This window comes from Butyrivibrio sp. XPD2002 (assembly GCF_000423945.1).
In the GTDB taxonomy this organism is placed as follows: Bacteria; Bacillota; Clostridia; order Lachnospirales; family Lachnospiraceae; genus Butyrivibrio.
Genome location: NZ_KE384116.1, coordinates 82,583 through 100,474, shown reverse-complemented (window position 1 = coordinate 100,474; position 17,892 = coordinate 82,583). Strand labels below are relative to the sequence as shown.

General features: G+C 45.6%; 16 protein-coding genes. 3 read left to right on the top strand and 13 right to left on the bottom strand.

Going from position 1 to position 17,892, the window contains the following annotated elements; genetic code table 11:
- Positions 1–22: 22 nt before the first annotated feature.
- From msrA to G587_RS23645, 3 genes are read right to left on the bottom strand one after another with little or no spacing between them, the layout of a single operon-like run.
- Positions 23–532 (bottom strand): peptide-methionine (S)-S-oxide reductase MsrA, encoded by a 510-nt coding sequence (msrA, locus tag G587_RS23650; protein WP_035787347.1) that lies wholly within the window; start codon positions 530–532, stop codon positions 23–25.
- A gap of 34 nt (positions 533–566) precedes the next feature.
- The gene (locus G587_RS0119075) at positions 567–779 is read right to left on the bottom strand and encodes a hypothetical protein (RefSeq protein ID WP_026493548.1); all 213 of its coding nucleotides are present in this window, start codon (positions 777–779) and stop codon (positions 567–569) included.
- Between the two features lie 49 nt (positions 780–828).
- Positions 829–1,383: an aldo/keto reductase gene (locus G587_RS23645; RefSeq protein ID WP_330364571.1), complete on the bottom strand. Its 555-nt coding sequence runs from the start codon at positions 1,381–1,383 to the stop codon at positions 829–831.
- Positions 1,384–1,969: 586 nt separating this feature from the next.
- Between G587_RS23645 and G587_RS0119065 the strand changes: the two genes are divergently transcribed.
- The gene (locus G587_RS0119065) at positions 1,970–3,340 is read left to right on the top strand and encodes an MATE family efflux transporter (RefSeq protein WP_026493547.1); all 1,371 of its coding nucleotides are present in this window, start codon (positions 1,970–1,972) and stop codon (positions 3,338–3,340) included.
- A gap of 1,096 nt (positions 3,341–4,436) precedes the next feature.
- Here the strand turns inward: G587_RS0119065 and G587_RS26690 are convergent.
- The 3 genes from G587_RS26690 to G587_RS0119045 form a co-directional block, all read right to left on the bottom strand.
- Positions 4,437–4,742 carry a PspC domain-containing protein gene (locus G587_RS26690; protein ID WP_081673432.1) on the bottom strand — a complete coding sequence of 102 codons (306 nt, stop codon included), beginning with the start codon at positions 4,740–4,742 and terminating at the stop codon, positions 4,437–4,439.
- 334 nt (positions 4,743–5,076) lie between these two features.
- Positions 5,077–6,672, bottom strand: coding sequence for a glycoside hydrolase family 9 protein (locus G587_RS23635; protein WP_035787345.1), 1,596 nt, complete (start codon positions 6,670–6,672; stop codon positions 5,077–5,079).
- 156 nt (positions 6,673–6,828) lie between these two features.
- Positions 6,829–9,387 carry a glycoside hydrolase family 3 protein gene (locus G587_RS0119045; RefSeq protein WP_051201161.1) on the bottom strand — a complete coding sequence of 853 codons (2,559 nt, stop codon included), beginning with the start codon at positions 9,385–9,387 and terminating at the stop codon, positions 6,829–6,831.
- A gap of 228 nt (positions 9,388–9,615) precedes the next feature.
- Between G587_RS0119045 and G587_RS0119040 the strand changes: the two genes are divergently transcribed.
- On the top strand, positions 9,616–9,837 hold the full coding sequence (locus G587_RS0119040) for a hypothetical protein (protein ID WP_026493544.1): 222 nt from the start codon (positions 9,616–9,618) through the stop codon (positions 9,835–9,837).
- Positions 9,838–9,920: 83 nt separating this feature from the next.
- On the opposite strand, the gene G587_RS0119035 is transcribed toward G587_RS0119040, so the two are convergent.
- On the bottom strand, positions 9,921–10,487 hold the full coding sequence (locus G587_RS0119035) for a rhomboid family intramembrane serine protease (RefSeq protein WP_026493543.1): 567 nt from the start codon (positions 10,485–10,487) through the stop codon (positions 9,921–9,923).
- Between the two features lie 53 nt (positions 10,488–10,540).
- On the opposite strand from G587_RS0119035, the gene G587_RS0119030 reads away from it, so the two are divergent.
- Complete coding sequence (locus G587_RS0119030) at positions 10,541–10,744, top strand: hypothetical protein (RefSeq protein WP_035787344.1); 204 nt, start codon at positions 10,541–10,543, stop codon at positions 10,742–10,744.
- A 9-nt stretch (positions 10,745–10,753) separates the two neighbouring features.
- On the opposite strand, the gene G587_RS0119025 is transcribed toward G587_RS0119030, so the two are convergent.
- From G587_RS0119025 to G587_RS23625, 6 genes are all read right to left on the bottom strand, one after another.
- A complete protein-coding gene (locus tag G587_RS0119025) occupies positions 10,754–12,298 on the bottom strand; it encodes a Y-family DNA polymerase (protein ID WP_330364547.1) in 1,545 nt (514 codons plus the stop codon).
- The gene (locus G587_RS0119020) at positions 12,291–12,935 is read right to left on the bottom strand and encodes an MBL fold metallo-hydrolase (RefSeq protein WP_026493540.1); all 645 of its coding nucleotides are present in this window, start codon (positions 12,933–12,935) and stop codon (positions 12,291–12,293) included. The genes G587_RS0119025 and G587_RS0119020 overlap by 8 nt, the downstream gene beginning before the upstream one ends.
- 106 nt (positions 12,936–13,041) lie before the next feature.
- On the bottom strand, positions 13,042–14,064 hold the full coding sequence (locus G587_RS0119015; protein ID WP_026493539.1) for an NAD-dependent epimerase/dehydratase family protein: 1,023 nt from the start codon (positions 14,062–14,064) through the stop codon (positions 13,042–13,044).
- Between the two features lie 105 nt (positions 14,065–14,169).
- A complete protein-coding gene (locus tag G587_RS0119010) occupies positions 14,170–15,834 on the bottom strand; it encodes a response regulator (RefSeq protein WP_026493538.1) in 1,665 nt (554 codons plus the stop codon).
- Between the two features lie 53 nt (positions 15,835–15,887).
- On the bottom strand, positions 15,888–16,250 hold the full coding sequence (locus G587_RS23630) for a response regulator (RefSeq protein ID WP_026493537.1): 363 nt from the start codon (positions 16,248–16,250) through the stop codon (positions 15,888–15,890).
- A gap of 21 nt (positions 16,251–16,271) precedes the next feature.
- The gene (locus tag G587_RS23625) at positions 16,272–17,891 is read right to left on the bottom strand and encodes a response regulator (protein WP_051201160.1); all 1,620 of its coding nucleotides are present in this window, start codon (positions 17,889–17,891) and stop codon (positions 16,272–16,274) included.
- Position 17,892 lies beyond the last annotated feature (1 nt).

Genomic DNA, 17,892 nt, shown 5'->3' with positions numbered 1-17,892 from the left:
CAAAAATCCACTATACAAGCGCTTACTCTGCCTTGCCCTTTTTCTTGTAAAGCTCGAACATCACAGCAGGAATGTGGCAATATCCTGTAGGATTTTTCACAAGATACTTCTGATGGTATTCCTCAGCGCTGTAGAAGTTTTCAAGCTCACACACCTCAATAGCACTCTTCTGGCCGATCTCTTTTTCAAGCTCCTCCATCTTCTTCTGAATGATCGGAAGCTGCGCATTGTCTGTATAATAGATTCCTGTTCGGTACTGGATTCCTTCATCCCCGCCCTGCTTATTAACTGAAACCGGATCGACAATCTTGAAATAATCATCGATAAGCTCCTCGAGGCTTATCTTGCTGCTGTCGTACACCACCTTAACTGTCTCGGCGTGGCCTGAATCGTTGCAGACCTCCTCGTAGGTGGGGTTCTGTGTCGGTCCGTTGGCATAGCCGGTTTCCGTACTCTCTACTCCATCAAACTGATCAAAAAATCTCTGGGTTCCCCAGAAGCATCCCCCTGCAAAATAGATTGTTTCACTCATTCATTTTTTCCTCTTCTGACTTTCTTAAATTTATCTAGTAACGGAATTTTTTCATAATTCCGGCAACTATCCTCTCATTCACCGGAAGGAATATTCCGGCAACAGGCTCAACCAGCGCAACACATATAAGCGTTCCCGCACCGGATTTAATGACCATCGTCATTCCGTAAGCAAGAATCACGTATCCCAGCGCCACCATCAAAATCACGGATCTTATGATCCATTCCTTTTTTGTTCTTGCCCCCATAGCCATCCTTTTCAATATTATCAGATTAAATTGTGTCTATGAGTATACTTTACGGTAAGAACTTTCCAGCTGCAAGATATAATTCATACCAATCGTGATGTGAGAGCTTAACGTCAGTCGCAGTGCAGACATCCTTGATATGCTCAGGATTCATGGTTCCGATTATCGCCTGCATTTTTGCCGGATGCCTTAAGATCCATGCGATTGCTACTGCTGCCTTGGACACGCCTTCTCTGTCTGCCAGCTCTCCAAGAACCTTGTTGAGCTCAGGGAAATCCGGATTGTCAATGAAGGTTCCGCCAAACATGCCAACCTGAAGAGGTGACCATGCCTGAATTGTTATGTCGTTAAGTCTGCAGTAATCAAGTGCGTTGCCATCACGATTTATTGAAAACTCAGTGGTCTTGTTGTTCATGTAAAGAGCCTGATCGATAAGCTGTGACTGCTCCAGGGAGAGCTGCACCTGGTTGATAACAAGGGGCTGCTTCACATACTTTTTAAGGAGCTCGATCTGCATGGGCACAAGGTTGCTCACGCCGAAGTATTTAACTTTTCCGCTCTTATGAAGCTCATCAAATGCCTCTGCAACCTCCTCGGATTCTATATGCCCGGACTACTGTGGTCGAAACATATTCTTAGCACTACAGTTATGATTATAGGGTGAAGTGTGGTGGAAGGGCTTCTTAAAAATCGTTATTTGATATGTCAGTTTTTGTTGTGGGGATCATTTGTGGGAATGTTGTTATTTTCTGAAGCGATGTGTCGCCGCCTGGCGAGGGGGAAGTTACGTCTATATGTTTGATTTACTATCGACTGGTTACCTCGCGCAGGGGCTGTTCCGGGCGGCGTTGCGTCAATTTGTCCGATTACACTTATATCGGTTACCTCGCGGAGGTTCTGTTTCGGGGCGACGTTGCGTCAATCCGCGAACTATTATTCATACCGGTTGCACTGAGAGAAAGCAAGTTAAAAAGGAATTACGCCGGCCTGGGGGATTATCCCTAAACTGGTTACCTCGCGGGTGAAATCCACATATATGAGGTACGTCTATTCGCGAACAATTATTCAGATCGGTTAAGCAGTGAAAAAATCAAGTTGAAAGAGAGCCAATAAGATACGTATACTTGACAATAAATAGTGTGCAAAGTAATATCCATTTCTGGAAAATGACGAACAAGGAACAGATTTCAATGACAACGAAAGATCCATTAAAGGCAATAAGAAATGGTCAAAAGCTTACTTTAAGAGAAGAGATTTCTTTGATTCTTCATCTTAGTCTTCCGGCGATTTTAGCTCAGATTTCATCAATAATAATGCAATATATAGACGCATCCATGGTAGGGCATTTGGGTGCTGGAGCCTCGGCGTCCATAGGTCTCGTATCAAGTACCACCTGGCTTTTTGGCGGAGTTATGACCGCTGCAAGTATGGGATTTACGGTACGCGTGGCACACAGAATTGGAGCAAAGGATGAGGCCGGTGCGCGAATGATAGTCAGATGGGGACTTCTTACAGCGCTTTTGTTTAGTGTTGTCCTCTCTGCGACAGGCGTTATCATAAGCGGATTCTTACCCACATGGATGGGTGGTGCACCGGAAATAAGACATGATGCGTCAAACTATTTTCTTGTTTATGCTCTGACAATTCCAATTCATGAGATGCTTTATGTATCCCAGGGAATGATCCAATCCAGCGGAAACATCAGACTTCCCAGCATATTCAGCATTATTATGTGTGCACTTGATGTACTATTTAATGCGCTGCTCATTCCTAGATTAGGCGTAGTTGGTGCGGCTCTTGGTACATCTATATCCATAGTTATTACAGCATGCATCATGCTTTATCTTCTCTTAGTTCGTTCAGAGATGCTGCACATTGCAGGACGAAGAGAAGAGATTCCGCGGTTCAGGATCTTTGCAAATGAAGAACTGCCGAAGGCTTTAAAAATAGCCATTCCGGTTGCAATCGACAATATCATCATGGGCTTTGCTTACGTTGCGTTTACAAGAATTGTTTCACCCTTTGGAACTATCGCTGTTGCAGCTAATTCATTCTCAATAACCGCAGAGAGTCTGTGCTACATGCCGGGCTTTGGAATAGGTGTCGCTGCAACAACTGTTGTCGGACAGTGTATTGGTGCAAAAAGAAAAGCTCTGGGAAAAAGACTGGGCTTTATTGCGGTTGCTCTTGGCATGACAATAATGGGATTAAGTGGTGCACTTATGTGGATACTTGCACCGCAGATGATTGGAATCCTCACTCCTGATGAGCAGATCAGAGAATTGGGAACTCAGATTCTAAGAATAGAGGCCTTTGCTGAGCCACTTTACGGTGCTTCAATTGTTGCAGCCGGCGTGTTCAGAGGCGCAGGGGAGACACTTCTTTCAAGTGTACTCAATCTCATAAGCGTCTGGACTGTAAGAATCCCACTTGCTGCATTTCTTGGCTCAAAGTATGGACTCAAAGGTGCATGGATAGCTATGTGCACAGAGTTATGCGTACGAGGAACATTATTCCTTATCAGACTGTTCTTGTGGAAGACTAATAATAAGGCGAAATGAATGGTGTGAAGTCTATGGGAGGTTTTGTTCGCGGATTGACGTACCTCATCTATGTGGATTTTACCCGCGAGGTAACCAGTTTAGGGATAATCCCCCAGGCCGGCGTAACACCCTTTCAACAAGCTTTCTCTTAATGCAACCGGTTGGAATAATTGTTCGCGGATTGACGCAACGCCGCTCTGAATGTTGCACCCGCGAGGTAACCGGTTTAAGAATAATCCTCCAAGTCGGCGTAACTCCCTTCCAACGAGCTTTCTCTCAGTGCAACCGGTATGAATAATTGTTCGCGAATTGACGCAACACCTCCCGGAACAAAGCCACCGCGAGGTAACCGATTTAGGGACAATCCCCCAGCCAGGCGTAACTCCCTTCCAACAAGCTTCTTCTCAATGCAACCGGTATGAATAATAGTTCGCGGATTGACGCAATACCTCCCGGAACAAAGCGTCCGCGAGGTAACCGATTTAGGGATAATCCCCCAGGCCGGCGTAACACCCTTTCAACAAGCTTCTTCTCAATGCAACCGGTATGAATAATAGTTCGCGGATTGGCGTAACGCCGCCCTGAATGTTGCCACCGCGAGGTAACCGGTTTAAGAATAATCCTCCAAGCCGGCGTAACTCCCTTCCAACGAGCTTTCTCTCAATGCAACCGGTTGGAATAATTGTTCGCGAATTGACGCAACACCTCCCGGAACAAAGCCACCGCGAAGTAACCGATTTAGGGACAAGCCCCCAGCCAGGCGTAACTCCCTTCCAACAAGCTTTCTCTCAGTGCAACCGGTTGGAATAATTGTTCGCGGATTGACGCAACACCGCCCGGAACAAAGCCCCCGCGAGGCAACCGATTAAAGGGCAATCAAGCAGATAGACGTAACGCCACCGCCCCAGCACTCCAACGCAACAACCAGTTTAGAAGCAACTCCACAGATAGACGTAACCCCTCCACCAAACCACCGCCACCGCTCCCAAAAAGGCCACAAACCAAACAAAAAAACACTACAAAAAGCCCCGGAACACGTTCCCTCTCGTGCTCCGGGGCTTCAATATATATCAAATATATAGTTCCCTCTATATATGCTTATCCTGCGCTGTGATTAGCGGTAAATTTCTTCCTTAACGCCGTTGTTCAGTCTAAATCCAACGGGCTCTGCATTGATCACGTTCTTCTCCTCGATGTTTCTGGGCTCTGATCTATACTCATCACCCTCGATATAATCAGGACTGTCGTTCATGATAAATGCAAGCAGGATATAAACGAAAATACTTGTTCCCCATGCAAATGCTAAGATTCCCCAAATGAGTCTGACAATGAATGGATCAATTCCGAAATACTCAGCGATACCACCACATACGCCACAGATCTTACGATTGTTGCTTTTAACTAATTTCTTTTTACTCATAATACTCACCTTTCTTTGCATCACACTTTGTTTATGTCCCCCGAAGATGCTTCGGATTTGCATTGCTATTTGATGTAACTAATATAACTCCCAGCCATCTCCGCATAAATTATGATTATGGCGAAAACGATACAGTTAATTTTCCTATTTAGCACGTTGAAGTACCGTTACAAATCACTATTTCACACACTGCCCAATCTCATCCGCCATATCACTTATTCCAAAGTCAAAATACCATCAAAAAAATACAGACCCGACTCATTCACTGAATCAGGTCCGTATTACACAGATTTAATTCTATTTCAAAGCTCATCCTCACTGTGAGGACTAATCATCACTTAACCGAATTCATGTACCCAAGTGCAAACACAAGAGGTGAATTCCAATAAATTGTTATCTCATTGGTTGAGTAGGATCTCATATCATCCGCATATCTTCTCATGGCAGGCTTATCTGACATGTTATCAGGATTAGCAGCTTCGTCGCAGGGTCTGTAGTTCGGACCACCTGATACGAATCCCGGGATAGGCTCATCTATTCCGTCAGCCTCTGTGGGACGAAGATGAGGGTGTCTGAATGCTCTCTCACCAATTCCTGTCACATAGCTAAGGTCCATAGCATTTCTTCCGAAGATGTAATCAAGCTGATACTCCGCCGCCTCAAGATAGCTGTCATCCTTTGTAAGACGATGAGCCACACATAAGATCATGGAATTCATGAGAACCACCATGTTACTTCCCCAGGTGAATTCCTCAGGTCTTAGTGTAATTCCAAAGGCGTTACTCTCAGCAAGTCCCTTTAATCTGTCAGCTTCATCAAGCCACTTAAGAGTCATTCTCTTGTAAAGGTCCTCTCCGAAAAGCTCAGCTCCGCCGTTTATAACAGCAAGAGTTCCAAAGCCTCCGACGTCTGCCCATCCAAGGCATGAGAGATTTATGCGAAGCTCCATTACAGCGAAAATGATCTTCTTTGCATCTTCGTTTTTATCAAGGCGATACATCTCGGTAGCTGCCCAAAGTCTCTCGTCGGTATCGCACATATCCTCGTAGGTTCCTGTTGTAACTTCCTTCGGATTCTCAAAAAGGAAGGTAGGATTTTTTACAAGCCAGTCCCATGACTTTCTTGCTGCATCTGCAAGAATGTCAGCGTAAGCAGCGTCGTACTGTCTGTAAATGCGACTTGCAAGAGCCATGATTGCTGCAAAGTCAGCTGTTGCAAGACTTGATACAGGAGTGATGACCATCGGAAGGTCATCCTCATCAGGCATGATAAATCCGCAGAAATTCCGGGATGTACATTTGTGATGAACGCCACCGTCCTCGTCCTGCATATCAAGGATCCAGTCTAATTCATACTTGCACTCAGCAAGGATATCCGGCATCGCACCGCCGCTCTCCGGAATGTTGAGGTCCAGCCCCAGTTCCTCAGGGAACATCTCATAACCATATAAGATGTGTCCGAGGGCAACAGCACCTGCTGTCACATATCTTCCGTAATCACCTGCGTCATGCCAGCCGCCCAGCATCTTGCGTCTTATGGACTTATCCTCAAGCATGTGTCCGCCGCCGCAGTGGCAGGCCTTTCTTGCAAATACTCCGGCATACTTTTCCTCAAGCTCCATGCCGCAACGCTGGAAATAAAACATCTTCATGGAAGCCCAGAGAGCTTCGTCGTAATGCTTTTTTCCGATAACAAACTCAGCGCTTTTGTTACCCTTTCCATCTGTGAAGTAATATGTACCCTCTTCCTTCACCTCTGAAAAATCGATAACTGCTGCTTCCTCTGCACTATTGGCATCAAATGAAAGCTCGCACTCACCGTTCTTTACCACTTTTCCGTCCTTGTTGCAGAGTGTGTAGTTCTTATCCCCCACCAAAGTTGCGTGTTTTACCCCTTCCGGCGCATAGCCGGCCTGATTCACGTAGATCATACAACCTCCTCTAGTCCAGTAAACTTCTTAGCTTTGCTTATCTTACCATATATTACAAAAACTTCCCACACTATCATCACGGGAAAATGCCCATTTTGTTAGTGCGGGAAGCTCTTGTTTAAACTCTATTTACTTATTTTTCATAAAACCATCAAATCAATATCTGCACTTAAGAACACAATTGAGGATTCTTCTGGCGCAGGACTGAAGCTCTGCTCTTGTAACACCTGCATCAAGAATGTTCTGAACGTCAGCGTCTGAGCCGGGCATTGTAAGGTCATTACCTGTTCTTACGCAGTCTGCAGCGTTGGAGCTTCCATACTTAAACTTTCTCTGCTCCATCTCGATTCCGCCGGTGGTTCCCCAGTCAGTCATAACAACGCCCTTGAAGCCCCACTCGTTGCGGCATACAGCTGTGAGAAGATCGTAGTTGTTAGCTGCGTGCTTGCCGTTGATGAGGTTATAGCTTGTCATGATTGAAAGCGGCTGAGATTCCTTAACAGCAACCTCGAAGCCCTTGAGGTAAATCTCTCTGAGGGCACGCTCGCTTACATGAGCATTTGTATGCATTCTGTTATCTTCCTGGTTGTTGCATGCAAAGTGCTTGATTGTTGTACCGCAGCCCTTGTGCTTCTGAACGCCCTTGGTATCTGCTGCTGCGCACATTCCTGCATAGAATGGATCCTCTGAATAGTACTCGAAATTTCTTCCGCAAAGAGGATTCTTCTGGATGTTCATACCGGGAGCAAGCCACAGGTTAACTCCAAGCTCCTCCATCTCTGCACCTACAAGGTCACCTGCCTCCTCGATTACATCCATGTTCCAGGTCTGAGCAAGCATTGTTGCGATCGGAATAGCTGTGCAGTACTGATAGTACTTTGTAACCTCGCCCTTGATGTCAGTCTTGGGACCTTCGTCCTTACCGGGAAAATCGAAGGCCATGGCACTAAGCTCAGGGATGAACTTATCCTCTTCATCTACAGCGAAATAAGGTGTAAGTCTAAGACCTGCAGGTCCGTCTGCAAGTACAAGGTTGTGAACGCCTCTGTCGTCAGCCATCTTGGAGCTTGTATCTCCGGCAGCACCGGGTACAACAGCAGAAGCTGTTCCGATAACTGAAGTCTGACCAAAGCCTCCTCTTGCTGTACCTACGCAAAGGTCAGCCATCTCCTCTCTTGTGAGCTGTCCGAGAAGATCATCGAGAGTTGCCTTTCCTGCCTTAACATCTGCCAGAGTAACTTTTTCAGCGCTGTCGTTCTTAAGCTCAACAGGCTCGCCCTCATACTCAGCAGTAACAGTCTTGATAACGCCATCTGCGAGAGTAAGAACCCTGGCGCTTGCCTTTTCATCCTCCTCACCGTCGTATGTAAGTGCCTTAGCACCCTTAGCTGAGAGTTCTTCAAGCTTTGTGTCGATCTCGAATCTGTTTGAAAGCTTGTAGGTTGTGATAAGAGATGTAACCTCTACAGCAGCAACAACATGTGTGCAGCCTGCATTTTCACCGATTCTAATGAAGTACTTACCGGGCTCAAGAATGTAGGAAGCAGACTCCTCATCGTATGATGCAAACTCTGAAGCCTTAGCCTTAAGAGTAAGAACCTCCTCTTCTCCGGGAGCAAGCTCCTTGGTCTTTGCAAAGGCCTTAAGCTCCTTAACGGGCTTTTCGAGCTTTCCGTCAGGTGCTGAAACATAGAGCTGAACCAGCTGCTTTCCACTGAACTTACTTCCTGTATTTTTCACACTGACCTTAGCTGTAACTACCTCGCCATCGAGGGTCACCTCCTTGGTGCAAATCTCAAAATCTGTATATGAAAGTCCATATCCGAAGGAATATGCGGGCTTTTTACCGAATGAATCAAAATAGCGATATCCTACGTAAATGCCTTCCTTGTAGTATTCATCATCAACGTCACCGTTCTGGGAGCTGAAGGTGTCATAGGCCGGATAGTCTGAATAGTTCTCAGCCCATGTCATAGCAAGGTGTCCTGTAGGCATTGATTTTCCGAAAAGAACATCTGCAAAAACAGTTCCAATAACGTTACCTGCCTGGCTCATTAACAGAACAGCTCCAACCCCATTGGTGCTTCTGAGAGCCTTTGTATCAATAACACCGCCCACGTTAAGAGCTACAACAAACTTATCGTAGCGGGCAGCAAGCTTCTCGATGTTCTTCTTCTCGTTGTCTGTGAGCTCATAGTCACCTGCAACAGGCTTACGGTCGCGGCCCTCACCGGAATCTCTTGCAATCACATAAACAGCGGCATCAGCGTCCTCCATCTCGCCATCAGCGATCTCCTGAACATCAGGATCGTGATAGGGATTGTTGAAGTACTCCATGAAAGCAACCATGGGATTACCTGTGCTCTTTACCATCTCCTGGATGTGCTCGTCATACTTAGCCCTTGAATCCACGCAGATCTTGTCGTAGCCATCAAGCCATACACCTGACACGATCTCGTATCCTGCTTCCTTTATACCCTGCTCGATTCCAACCACGCTTCTGCTGTTAACGTCTCCGGAGCCCTTTCCTCCTTTGATCATGTGACGTGCACCGTTACCAAACAACGCTATCTTCTTAACTCCGTCCCCAAGCGGAAGTGTTCCGTCATTTTCAAGAAGCACCATACCTTCAGCCGCAAACTTGCGAACCTTCTCCATATGTGCTTTTTCTCTGGCGGACATCTCTGCCACCTTAGATGCTCTCCAAATACCCATTGTCATTGTCTCCTTCTCTAAAAAAGTAATGTTTCGACTCTCACATTTTACTACAATATTTTTGCATAAATATATGAAATCAATCATTAATGCATTATATTTATTGCAATTTTATGCCCAATTTCAAAATTCCAGTGATTAATTTTCATCAATTACATTTGCATATATTAGTGTTAGAATAGGCACTAGAAATACGACAACCCTTCACCATAAAAAGGAGTCAAGAATATGCCAGATTTAGCTGCTTTTCCTTCCAGGATAACTATTGACGGTTTCATTTACGACAAGCAGGGGTACAATGATATTGGCGGTGTTTTCTACAATTCCAAGGATAATCCTTCCGATATCACCAGTAAGTTCATCAGTTTATACCCTGATGGCAAGCTTACATATCTCTTCGATGGCCTGGAGCTCATCTGGAACAAAGACTACCAGGTTATCTCCTATTAAAACAGAATAAAAAAGATCAATAATTAACGCCAGTCATTTTATGCATGACTGGCGCTTCTTTGTATTTTATAAAATATTGTCCATTAACGATTCTTATTTAGTCTATAACCAACAACAGCTCCTACGATACCTCCAAGGATATGAGTTAAATTTGATACGTTGTCCTGAAGAAAGATGCCTTCGTATACCTGCTGCCCGATGAAGACTACGGTCACAAGGATGAAGGTCAGCGGGATCTCGCCCTCCTTAAAGCCTGTGAAGGAAGTCATGAGGATAAAGGCGAATACTACGCCGCTGGCGCCGCAGAGGGCTGCATTGGGAAAGATTATGAAGTTTACGAGGCCCGTCACAATTGCTGTGATGATTATTACCATTACGAGCTTTGGTGAACCGTACTTTTCCTCAAGCATGGGACCAAGGAGAAGCAGGTATGTCGCGTTACCTATGAAGTGCTCCCAGCCGCTGTGTCCAAGGACGTGAGTCAGCATCCTTATGTAAGTAAAGGGTGAAGCCAGCGATGAGTGATAGGTCATAAACAGGAACATGTTCGATTTTCCTACTGTTATGAAATTCAGTAGCAGCACCGCAAAGCTGATAAAAATGAATCCCAGTGTTACCGGGGAATTGAATGTGATCTTGAACTTTTTCATACTAGCCTCCTAAATAATTTGTGTCACTAACCATAGTATTCTATACTGTTCCTATGGGAAAGTACGACGATATCATCAATCTGAAAAGACCAATTTCAAAAAATCATGCCCCTATGCCAATGGAAAACAGGGCTGCCCAGTTCATGCCCTTCGCAGCGCTTACGGGCTACGATGACAAGATATCAGACGCAGGGAAAACCTTCGAGGAGAACATCCTCAAGGCCGAGCATCCGGAGGAAGAATTCCATGAATGCTGACATGTGCGTTTACGCCTTATGTCCGCCTATCTGTCTTCCCCTCTCCATTCCGGTTGCACCTTCCTGGAGAGACGTTCCCTTAACAATGGCATTTTTTCCGAAGCGTTTTTGAATCTCGAGAGTTGCCTTCTGAAGCGCAAGCTCCTTTTCATCGGCTTCCTTCCTCTCCTTTTCCTTCAGACTTTTTTCCTCATAATTATCAAAAAGTGAAAGCTGCTCGTAGGTCTCCTCCGCCTGCTTTTTTGCATCGGCTTCATCAAGAACATGGGCCGCCACGATGTTAACCCTTCTGATGAGGAGATCGGGATTTACGTGCTCGTCATATATCTCAAGCGCCGCATCTATTATGTGCCCCGAAAGAGATGTAAAGCCCTCTAGCTTAAAGCTTCCGTGAGCGTGCTCCGGCACCTCTCTTCCGTAGTAGTCCTTCTTGATCTTACCCTTATATTTCTTTGAAATCTCTGGATCCTTAAGGCTCTCCATGTCATAGCCCACGGTGAGTACCACCTGATCTGTAACCTTGCCACCACCCATAAGCTGCATAGCCAGCGCGTCCGCCATCTCCCTGACAATTATCCTCGCCTTGTCATAGGTGTATGGGCAATGCAAAACCTGACCCTGGCTGAGGCTGTTATTCTCAGGCTTATAGTTCTTAATCATCTCCATGGTGCAGGGCTCGTAACCCCAGGCGTGGTCTATCAGGAGCTCAGCGTTTATTCCGAAGGTCTTGTATAAGAGCTCCTCATTATGAAAATCCTGAGAGCTTCCAAGGCTGCATCTTGCGATATCTCCCATGGTGTAAAGCCCCATGGAGGAGAGCTTTTTCACATAGCCTCTTCCCACTCTCCAAAAATCCGTAAGCGGGGTGTGCTCCCAGAGCTCCCTTCGATAGCTCATCTCATCAAGTTCAGCTATGCGCACGCCATTTTCATCAGCCTCCACGTGCTTCGCCACGATGTCCATCGCCACCTTGGCGAGATAGAGATTCGTTCCAACTCCAGCCGTGGCCGTAATTCCTGTCGCTTCCTTTACCGCCTGTATCAGCATCATTGCCAGCTCTCTCGGAGTTTTCTTGTGAATGCTCAGGTACCCCGTCGCATCTATGAAAACCTCGTCGATGGAGTACACATGAATATCCTCGGGAGCGATAAATTTAAGGTAGGTCCTGTAGATCTCGGTGCTTACCTCCATGTACCTTGCCATTCTGGGAACGGCTGCTATGAAGCCAAGCTTTAGAGAAGGATCCTTTGCAAGCTCCTCCTCGTCATCGGACTCACCTGTGAAAACTCTGCCGGGAGCCTTCCTCAGCCTCTCCTCATTTATATCCTTAACCTTCTGCTCCACTTCAAAAAGCCTGGCTCTTCCCGGTATCCCGTATTTTTTCAGGGATGGGGAAACAGCCAGACAGATTGTCTTGGAAGTTCTGCTCCTGTCTGCAACTACGAGGTGCGTAGTCAGCGGATTCCTGGTTATATCCTGGCATTCCACCGATGCATAAAAGGATTTCAGATCTATCGCGATATAGGATTTTTGATTATTACTTGTCTCACTCAAAATACTGTATTTTCTCTACAACCTTCACCGGGCTCTTAACAAGTCCTGCAAAGGCTTTACCGTCAGTCTGCTTTCCAACGATCGTACCGTAATGTGTAGGAATTGCATATTCAGGTCTGATTGTATTGATAAGGTCAGCCGCCTTCTTAACATCCATGGTGTAGGTTCCGCCTACGGGTACCATGGCGATATCGCATTTTACCTTCTTGGCTTCCTTGGTCACGCCGGTGTCGCCTGCGATATAAATGCGCTTACCATCAACTCTTAAAATGTAGCCAACCCACTCCGCACGCTTCGGGTGGAAGGGCTTGATATTGTTGTACGCGGGGATGGTCTCGATCTCGAAGCCATCAAACTCCTTGTACACCCCGGGTTTAACCGTAACGATTACCTTTACCTCACGCTCAAGCTCTCTGGCATCCTCCACCATTCTCTCAGGACATACGAGGACTGTGGACTCCTTGATAACCTTGCGGATGTCCTCCAGTGAAAAATGATCGTAATGTGCGTGTGTGATCAGAACATAATCAGCATCATTGGTTTTTTCTCTTATCTTGAAGGGATCGACGTAAATCGTTCCACCTCCGAATTTTACTCGTATGCTGCTATGTGTGAACACTTCAATATTATCTAACATTAAATACTCCCTTAAAAACCTTTTCCCTCTATAACTTAAAAAAAACAAATTGATAACAATATTATAATAAATTGTTACAAATTATTAAACCCTATAAAACCGCCTTTTATATACTTTTTTTCGCATTTTCAAGGGCTTCTATCACCTTGTCGCAAAAAGCATCAAACTCAGGATCCTCTTCATATTTTTCAGGATGTGCAAAAACATAATCAAGTGCAATGCGAACACCCTTATGGAAAGGAACATTGGTAGTCATCTGAGGCACCAGCTTCTTAAGCTTGCTGTTGTCGAAAACCACAGATACTGCCTTATCTCCGAGAAGACTCCCCCTGAAATCATAGCCGTACTTTTCGCCCACTTCACTCAAAAATTCCGATGACACATGGTAGGGCTTAAGCTTAACTCCCAAGGCATCTGCGATGGTCTGATAGATCTGATCCCAGGTCAGTATCTCATCACCTGTTATCTGGAAGGCCTCACCGATGGCGTGCCTGTTACCCATAAGTCCCGTGAATCCTATAGCAAAATCGCTGTTAAAGGTAACTGCCCAAAGTGAGGAACCGTCTCCCTGAATGATAACGGGCTTACCCTCCTGCATACGCTTTACAACATGATAGAAGCCCTTATTTCCATGAACTCCAAGGGGCACATTCTTTTCATTATAGGTGTGGCTGGGCCTTACTATTGTCACAGGGAATCCCTCTTCCCTGTACTTTTTCATCAAAAACTCCTCAATTGCAATCTTGTTCCTGGAGTACTCCCAGTAAGGATTTGCAAGGGTTGTCCCTTCAGTTATCACATAACCTGCTGCCGGCTTGTTGTAAGCTGATGCAGAGCTTATGAAAATATACTGCTTCGTCTTTCCTTTAAAAAGTCTGTAGTCTCGCTCCACAGCCTTTTCATCAAAAACGATGAAATCACTGACAACGTCAAACTCCATTCCCTCGAGCTTTTTCCTTACGTCGAACTCATCGTTAATATCAGCAACGATCTGCTTTACAGAAGAAGGCACCTCGTCCCTTCTGTTACCTCTGTTAAGAAGATACACCTCCCACAGAGGATCCTCCGCAAGTCTCCTGACTATACCCATACTTATTGTGCCTGTTCCGCCAATAAAAAGCGCCTTCATGTCGTAACCCTCCTTCTACGTATCTACGTTTGCGCCCAAAACAATTGGAAACAAACTATCCCTGAATCTTAGTATACGCCTTCGGAGGAATCATTTAAAGAAACCTTACACCTCCATGGATGCCTTGAAGGCACTTTCAGCAAAGAATCTGCTGATGGCATCCAGGAGTGACTCCTTCTGAGAGGACTTTAAGAGATATCCGTCCGGCTTGTTTTCCAGAATCTTAAATACGTGTTCCTTATCATTTTTTCCTGTGAGGAATATGATGGGAATCTGATTTGTTTCCGGTACGGATTTTATTCTGTTCATAAGCTCATACCCGTTCATGCCCGGCATCTCATAGTCCAGGAGAAGTAGGTCAGGCATATATGATGAGAGCCCGTCAATTGCATCCTCACCCGTTGAGAAGAGATAGACGTTGTAAACAGGAAAAAGCCAGTGGTCCATGATTTTAAGGAAATCAGGGTCGTCATCCACCACAAATATGGACTTTTTCTTGTGATACTCCTTCTCAATCAGAGCAAAGCTGTCTATATCATCCACGAAAGCATCGATGTTAACGGGCCTTCTGTATATCTTTGAAACGCGGTCAGCCCCCTCCAGGGACATGGCGAATTCCAGGTCGCTGCTTTCACCCACAAGGCACAGTATCTTATTATCATCCCGGCACATCTCTCCCAGATGATTCATGATAACCGTGATGCGGGATTTATCATCATCTCCGGGGTAGTAGATAACAATGTCAGCTGACGCTCTGTGCTTAATTATCTTGCCCGGATCGGCATCACATCTTATCACTGTAAAGTCCGCACTTTGAAGCTTCTGTGCGAGGCCCTTATTTGAAATACTTGATATTCCCTCTATGAAAAGAACACATCTGTCATCAAACTCAGGCGCACTTTCCTGTTTCTGCTCCTTTTCTTCAGGTTCATTTTTCTTAGTCTTATCCTCAATGAGGGGTGAGAGCACAGTCTGGAAGGCTCTGTATTCCTCCATGAGGTATCTGTTCTCATCAAGTATGGTGTTGTATTTTTTATCCTTGCCTGCCTTCTCCATGGAGGCTGCAAGCTCGCTCAGCTTCCTTGCACCGATAAGAGCAGAAACGCTCTTAAGGGAATGCACTCTCATGGTGTACATTTCCCAATCCTTCTTTTCATAGAAATTGAGAATTTCATTGGTCTTTTGCTTGATAGAGGCTGCAAACACAGTGAGGGTTTCCATGTAATCCTCTGCTGTCTCGCAGTTTGTTACGCCCTGAACCAGGTCTAAGAGCGGTGTATTTTTAAGCCAAAGCGGAAGCTTTTCAACCTCATCCCTTACGTGAACTTCAGTCTTTTCCTTCTGCTCCTGCTGCTTCTTTTCCTGCTCCTCACGTATGGTCTCATCCTGTTTTGCAAGGTAGGTCAGAAGTATCTCAGATAATTGCTTCGGGTCTATTGGCTTTATCAGTACGTCTGCAAAACCGGCAGCTTTATATAGATTGATATTGCTTCGTCCCTCCTCGGTTGTGTGACACACGACAGGTGTGCTTCGCCCCTGGGTCCTGAAAATATCCTTGAGTCTCACAAGAGTGTCAACACCATCCATATCCGGCATCCTATGATCCAAAAGGATAAGGTCATAGCGGTTCTGCTCGCACATGTTTATGCAGTCCATACCGGTCTCCACCTGATCGGAGGAAACACCGTTGGACGCAAGAAGCGAAGAAAGAATTATTCTGTTTGCCAGCATATCATCAACTATAAGAACCCTGGAAGTATTGTTTTCCATACAGCCTTGTACTCCTTCTTTCATAAATAAGGTAATACGCTTAATCTATGGTCTTACGCTAGCGCTTCAGCTACTGCCTCGAGGAACGGCCCCTTCCCCTCGGACTTTGGCAAAATCTTCTGAGGGTTAAGACCTGCTACCTCACCCTCGATGTCATTGTCCGCCATACCTGTTCGCAGGATTACTGGGAGTTCTGCAAACCTCTCATCCTCACGGATTTTCTTAAGAGTCTCAGTTCCGTTCATATCAGGCATGACATAATCCAGAAGAACCAGATCGATCTTATTTGCCGAAAGTGCGCTAAGCGCTTCGCTTCCTGACATCGCCTTAATAATCTCATATCCTGCCTTTTCAAGCCATCTTCCGCTCATTGCAAGAATATCTTCATCATCATCAACAAGTAAAATCACAGCCATAATCTCATCCCCCGTTATGCTTTACTTTATGTATTTCTGCAGCGCACTAAAAAGTGCATCCGGTTCAACCGGCTTTGACAGATGTGCGTTAAGCCCCGCTTTTATTGACAGCTCCACATCCTCATCAAAGGCATTTGCTGAAAGTGCGATTATCGGGACGCTCTTCGCATCCTCTCTTTCAAGCTTACGAATCCTCTCTGTTGCTTTGAGACCGTCACATTTAGGCATTCGGATATCCATAAGGATTGCATCATATCCGCCCACAGGACTCTCTTCAAAAAGCTTTATCGCCTCAAGGCCGTCTGATGCGTGATCCGCCTCGATCTCCTTCATCTTAAGAATCTGCTTCATGATAAGAGCGTTGATCTCCATATCCTCTGCGATAAGAACCTTCCTGCCCTTAAGTGATACCTTCGCAGCTTCGCGATATCTCTTGCGCTTATCCGCGATTATCTCTTTTATCTCTTTTCTGATACTGCCTGCAAAAAGCGGTTTTGCAAGAAAAGCATCAACACCCGCTTTTAATGCCTCATCCAGAATCTCATCCCAGTTATAGGTGGTAAGGATTATGGTTGTGCTCTCATCCTTGTAGTCCTCGCGAAGAGCTCTCGTCACCTGGATTCCATCCATCTCCGGCATCTTCCAGTCCACAAGAAACAGCTGATAGGGCTCCTGTCTGGCCTTGCTCTTTTCAATAATAGATAGTGCTTCCTTACCGCTAAGGCAGTAGTCCGCTGCAATTCCTATCCTTCCAAGAACGAGCTGCGCATGCTCGCAGGCTGTAACATCATCATCAAGTATCAGCGTCTTTATTTTTCCGGGATCAAACTCATCACCGCTTCCAAGCTTCTCACTAATGCCAAGTGGAACAGTAACCGTGAAGGTTGTTCCCACATTTTTCGTGGATTCGACCTCTATGGTGCCGTTCATCATCTCCACAATTTTCTTAGTGATAGCCATTCCAAGGCCTGTACTTCCGTATTTATTGCTTGCGCCCTCAACCTCCTGTGAAAACGGCTCAAATACCTTGGGAAGATAATCCTCATCCATTCCGATTCCGGTGTCCTTTATCTTAAAACAAATGTGGCCGTTCTTTTTATCACGCTTGATCTCTTCCACCAGAAATGACACGGTTCCCGGAGCCTCGGTGAATTTGACCGCATTACCGAGGATGTTGATGAGAGCCTGTTTTAGCTTCATATCATCCCCGATATAGTAGTCATCTACATGGCCGTTAATATGGCAGACGAACTCTAGCCCCTTATCATCACACTGGGATTCCACCATGGTATTTATCTGCTCCAGCATATCTCCGAAGGAAAAGTCCTGCTTTTTTACGATAACCTTTCCCGACTCGATGCGGCTCATATCAAGTATGTCGTTTATAAGTGAAAGAAGGTGATTTGCACTTCCACCGATTTTATTCAGGATTTCCCTGGTTTCATCAGGCAGATCCGGATTTTTGAGCGCTATGTTATAAAGTCCTATGATGGCGTTCATGGGCGTTCTTATCTCATGGCTCATATTTGAGAGGAAAGCGGTTTTTGCCATATTTGCCTGCTCCGCCTCCTCCAAGGCCTTCTCCAGAATCTTGTTCTTTTTCTGTACCTCTTCAATCAGCTTGCTGTAATCATCACTCATT